Annotated in this window: 4 protein-coding genes and 1 pseudogene; all 5 read right to left on the reverse strand. The window is 67.0% G+C overall.

What is annotated here, in order from left to right:
* Positions 1-215 (reverse strand): annotated as a pseudogene (locus tag AB7O82_RS37425) (aspartate/glutamate racemase family protein); the annotation flags it as partial.
* A gap of 176 nt (positions 216-391) precedes the next feature.
* Positions 392-1,192, reverse strand: coding sequence for an ABC transporter permease (locus AB7O82_RS37430; RefSeq protein ID WP_428552856.1), 801 nt, complete (start codon positions 1,190-1,192; stop codon positions 392-394).
* Positions 1,189-1,992 (reverse strand): ABC transporter permease, encoded by an 804-nt coding sequence (locus tag AB7O82_RS37435; protein WP_428552864.1) that lies wholly within the window; start codon positions 1,990-1,992, stop codon positions 1,189-1,191. The genes AB7O82_RS37430 and AB7O82_RS37435 overlap by 4 nt, the downstream gene beginning before the upstream one ends.
* Before the next feature lie 56 nt (positions 1,993-2,048).
* Entirely contained in the window at positions 2,049-3,116 is a 1,068-nt protein-coding gene (locus AB7O82_RS37440; RefSeq protein WP_428552858.1) for an ABC transporter ATP-binding protein, read from the reverse strand.
* Between the two features lie 9 nt (positions 3,117-3,125).
* Entirely contained in the window at positions 3,126-4,178 is a 1,053-nt protein-coding gene (locus AB7O82_RS37445; RefSeq protein ID WP_428552861.1) for an ABC transporter substrate-binding protein, read from the reverse strand.
* Positions 4,179-4,522: the final 344 nt, after the last annotated feature.

The following is a 4,522-nucleotide window of genomic DNA, read 5'->3' on the forward strand; positions in this document are numbered from 1 at the left end:
ATCGCCGCGTCGATCTCGCCACGCCGCTCGGCCAGCATCTCGAGCGCCGCGGTGGCGCCGATCGCTGCCTCGGCGCGCGTGGCGATGTAGGGCACGCCGCGGGACGCGGTCATCGGCAGGAGCTCGGTGCCGGGGCTGGCGACAAGCTTCGCCGAGGCGACGAGCCGGTGGGTGACACCCGTCGAGGTGTTGGGATTGGCGATCAGGATCTTCATGCGCGTGAGACTTTCCAAATCGGACAGCCGAAAAGATCCCTCGCTGCGCTCGGGATGACAATATCGCCGTCATCCTGAGCGCAGCGAAGGATCTCATCGTCGGAAACCTCACAGTACGCCCGAGGCTGGCGGCGATGAGGTCCTTCACTTCGTTCAGGACGGCGGAGATTGCCACCTTAGAAATCGGCAAGCTTGCGCAGTCCGACGAGGCGGTCGCCGATGATCAGGGCGACGATCGCGAGCAGCACGAGGCCGGCAGATATGGCAGCGATGGTGGGATCGGGCCGCTCCTCGACGTACTGCAGCATCTGGATCGGCAGGGTCTTGGTCCAGGCGTCGGTGAAGAAGATCGAGATCGGATAATTGTCCATCGACGCCAGGAAGGCGAACATGCCCGAGGTCAGGAAGGCCGGCGCCAGCGCCGGCACCAGGACGCGCATCAGGGCCGCGGAGTAGCTGCAGCCCAGCGTGCGCGCGGCATCGATCAGCGAGAAGTCGAACAGCCCCAGCGCGCCCACGACGGTGCGGACGATGTAAGGCAGAGTGATGATCACGTGGGCGATCAGCAGGCTCGCGTAGACATCGCGCAGGCCCATCGACTTGAAGCCCTGCAGCATGGCGATGCCGATCACCAGGCCAGGCAGCATCAGCGGCGAGACCAGGAAGGTCGAGATCGCCTCGCGGCCGGGGAAGCGGCCGCGCACCAGGGCGATGGCGCAGAGCGTGCCGAGGGCCATCGAGACCGCGGTGGAGATGGCGGCGACCTGCAGGGACACGGTGAGTGCCGGCAGCAGGCCGCGTGTGCCGGCGAGCCGCTCGTACCAGCGCAGCGACCAGTCGGGTGGGGGCAGGGTGAAGACCGTGGACGAGCCGAACGACACGGCAATGGTGACGACGAGCGGCGTCATCAGGAAGGTCACGGTGGCCGCGGCGACGATCCAGACCGCGTACCGGGTCAGCCGTTCGAGAGCGGTCATGTGCGGCCGCCCAGGCGGCGCCCAACCCAGGTCGAAGCAACCACGATGCTGACGGCGAGCACCAGCAGCACAACGGCCGTCGTCGAGCCGAGCTGCTCGTTGCGCATCAGCAGGAACGACCGTCCCGTCAGGGTCGAGAGCGTCTGGAAGCGATCGCCGATCAGCAGCGAGGGGATGACGAACATCGACACGCTCATCGAGAAGACGAAGGCGATGCCGGAGACGACGCCGGGCAGGGTGAGCGGCAGCGTGACGTGCGTGAAACGATAGAGCGGCGTGGCGCCCAGGGTCGCGCCGGCTTCGCTCAGGCGTGGGTCGATCAGCTTCACCACCGAGTAGATCGGCAGGATCATGAAGGGCAGGAAGATGTTGGCAGCGCCCAGCACCAGGCCCGTCTCGGTGAACAGGAGGCGCTGCGGTTCGTCCCATATGCCGAGCCCGAGCATCAGTTGCGAGACGACGCCGTCGCGACGCAGCACGATCTGCCAGGCGAAGGCCTTGACCACCGCGCCGATCGACAGCGGCAGGATGATCGACACCAGCATGACGATCTGGACGAAAGCCCCGGCGCGCGCCAGGGCGAAGGCGGCGGGATAGCCGACGACCAGGCAGAACAGCGTCACCCAGGCGGCGACCCGCAGCGTGTTGCCGATGACCCGCCAGTTGAACGGGTCGCTCATGAAGCCGATGTAGGGCTGCAGCGTGAAACCGGTCGGGCTGCTGAAGCTCTTCAGCAGCAACCAGATCAGAGGGTAGGCGTAAACGACCGCGAAGTAGATCACTGCCGGAACGGCGAGCATGGCCACAGGATCGCTCCACGGCGACGCCTGCCGCGGCCTCGAAGGTGCTAACGTGGTCACGCCGGCCTGGCCGGATAGACAAGCGTGTCGGCGATCGCCCAGGCAAGGGTCATCGGGCTGCCCGGCGATGGGGCGCCGCTTTCGAGGTCGGCCGTCTCGGCCATCAGCTGGCCCAACTCGGGCGCCTGGAAGTGGAGCTGGACCTTGGAGCCCTGAAATACGGCATCGACCAGGGTGGCCGTCACCCGGTTCTCGCCCTCGCCGACCCGGATGCGCTCGGGGCGGACGGCGAGCAGCACGTCGGCGCCGTTGACGAACCGGCCCGGGCCGCGCAGGCGTCCGAGCGCCGTGTCGACCGTCACGATGCCGGCTTCGTTCGCCACCACCCTGCCGGCCAGGCGCGAGGACAGGCCGACGAACTCCAGCACGAACGACGTCGCCGGCTGGCGATAGATCGACTTGGGATCGGCGAGCTGCTCGATGGCGCCGCGATTCATGACGGCGATGCGGTCCGACATGGTGAGCGCCTCGTCCTGGTCGTGGGTGACGAACACCGCGGTCGTGCCCAGCTCGCGCAGCAGGCGGCGCAGCTCGATCTGCATGGTCTCGCGCAGCTTGCGATCGAGCGCGGAGAACGGCTCGTCGAGCAGCAGCAGCTTCGGCCTCACGGCAAGCGCCCGAGCGACCGCGACGCGCTGCTGCTGGCCGCCCGACAGGGCGCGCACCGAGCGGTCGGCGAAATCGGTCAGGTGCACCAGATCGAGGAAGCGGCGGACCGCCTCGCGGGTCTCGGCATCCTTGTGACGGCGCGCCTTCAGGCCGAAGGCCACGTTCTCGGCGACGCTGAGATGGGGGAACAGCGCGTAGTTCTGGAACACCACCCCGACGTCGCGCTTGTGCGGCGGCAGGCGGCTGATGTCCTGCCCGTCGAGCGTCACCGTGCCGCGATCGGCCGACAGCAAGCCGGCGACGATGCGCAGCAGGGTGGTCTTGCCGCAGCCCGACGGGCCCAGGAGCGAGACGAACTCGCCGGCGCCGACGCCGAGATCGACGCCGCCCAGCACGGTCGCGGCGCCGAATGACTTTTCGGCGCCGGCGACGTCGAGAAAGGAGTCAGAAGCCACGAGGAGGGGCTACATCGCCATGTCGCGATCCCAGCGCTTCACCCAATCCGCGCGGTTGGCCGCCACGAATTGCCAGTCGACTCCGTGGATCGTGACACCGGTCGGCATGCCGGCCGGCACCGGCGTGTCCTTGTTGGTCGGCAGCGAGAAGGTGAGGGCCGAGAGCTTGGCCTGGACCTCGGGCCCGATCATCTCGTTGATATAGCCGGCGGCCAGTTCCGGCTGCGGACCGCCCTTCACCAGGGCGACGCCGGACGGCATGGCGAAGATGCCTTCCTTCGGCACGGCGATGTCGACCGGTGCGCCGGTCCGCTTGCGGTCCAGCGCGACCTGCGAGATCGCGCTCGAGATCATGAAGCCTTCGCCCTGCTCCAGCAGATTGTAGGCCTGTGGCATTTGCGTGTAGGCGGTGAGCAGGTTGGGCTTGATCGTTACCAGCTTCTTGAAGCCGGCGTCGGTGTCCTTCTGCGCCTCGGCCATCGGCTTGCCGGTGGCGAGTTGGGCAGCCATGAACAGGTTGGCGAGGCCTTCGGTGTTCTGCAGCGACGGCAGGATGATCCGACCCTTGTACTTGGGATCGTAAATGTCCGCCCATGACGTGGGCGTCCCCTTGAGCGCTTTCGGGTTGTAGGCGATGCCGAGCCAGGGCTGCAGGTAGTTGCACCACATGCCATCCATGTGGACGGTGCCGGGCTTCAGCACGGCGAGGTTCGGGACCTTGGCAGGCGTCAGCTTCTCGAGCAGCCCTTCGGCGACGGCCGGGATCATCACCGGATCGTCCATCATGACCACCGAGAGGTACTGCTTGTCCTTGTTCTTCTGCATCTTCTCGAGATTGACCAGCGAGCGCGTTCCCTCGAACACGACCTTGCAGTTGAACTTGTTCTCGACGACCGGGGCGATCACCGTCTCGACGAAGCTCTTGTGACTGGCGGCGCCGCCGATCACGACCTCCTTGCCCTGGGCGCGCAGCACGCGCGGTGCGGCAAGGGCGGCGGTCGCCGCTCCGGCGGCGGCGAGAAGCGTGCGACGATTGACGGTGACGGCTCTGGTCCTGGACATGGCATTCCCTTTCTCCATCAAGGGAAGCAAGGACCGTGCCGCGGGCTCATTTCCTCCCCAGCGTCTTCGCTGGGGAGGTGTCGGCGTCTTCGCGAACGCAGGGGTCATGACTCATGCGGACCGCGGGCGTCCCGCCCACTCATGCTCATAGTAGTGGGCATGACCATGAGCGGGCGAGACGCCCGCGGTCCAAGACTCCTGGCCCCTCTGTCGGCGTAAGACGCCGACACCTGTACCTTTTCCAGACCTGAGTAGGTGAGCGGCGTGGGGGTTGGCCCACGGGCGACGGCCCGAATGTCGTATCCTGCCAGGACCGAGCCAGTCCGTCGGGAGCAACCAGCCGA

Origin of the sequence: Reyranella sp., assembly GCF_050185545.1 — a bacterium.
Lineage (GTDB): Bacteria > Pseudomonadota > Alphaproteobacteria > Reyranellales > Reyranellaceae > Reyranella.